Here is a 562-nt window from a genome sequence, read left to right as displayed (position 1 = left end):
CCCGCCGCCCTGCTGGCCTACGACCATGCGCGCGACTTTGCCGCCGCCAACGCGGGCGCGGTGCTGCTGTGCGCGGGTGCGGGCACAAGCAACGCGGACGCAGCGGACATGGCGGCACCTTCGGTGCGCGTGCTGGAAGCCGGGCAGGACCTTTCCGGCATCCATGCCCGCCTGCTGTATCAGGGGCAGGAATACGCGGTGCGCGCGCCCATCCACGGCATGCACCACGTGGACAACGTGGCCCTGGCCTTTGCCGCCGCGTGCGGGGTGGGCGTGGAACCGCAGCGGGTGATCAGCGCCCTGCGCAGCCTGCCGCAGATCGCCCACCGGCTGGAGGTGAAGCCCCAGCCCGACGGCTCCGTGCTCATTGACGACGCCTACAATTCCAACCCGTCCGGCTTCGCCTCCGCCCTCGACCTGCTGGACCTGTACCGCAAGTCCGGGCGGCGCGGCGTGCTGGTGACCCCCGGCATGGTGGAACTGGGCACCCTGCACGACAGCGCCCACGCCGACCTTGGCGCCCGCGCCGCAGACTGCGCCGACGTGCTGCTGGCCGTGGCCC

The 562-nt window shown here is 72.4% G+C and carries 1 protein-coding gene; it reads left to right on the top strand.

Features of this window, described 5'->3' with window-relative positions; genetic code table 11:
• A partial coding sequence (locus FVW27_RS19065; protein ID WP_279586663.1) for a glutamate ligase domain-containing protein occupies nt 1-562 on the top strand: 562 nt, incomplete at both ends.

It is taken from the genome of Nitratidesulfovibrio liaohensis (assembly GCF_011682075.1).
GTDB lineage: Bacteria > Desulfobacterota > Desulfovibrionia > Desulfovibrionales > Desulfovibrionaceae > Cupidesulfovibrio > Cupidesulfovibrio liaohensis.
The sequence above is the reverse complement of the archived record's forward strand: the minus strand, read 5'-3'. Positions and strand labels throughout refer to the sequence as shown.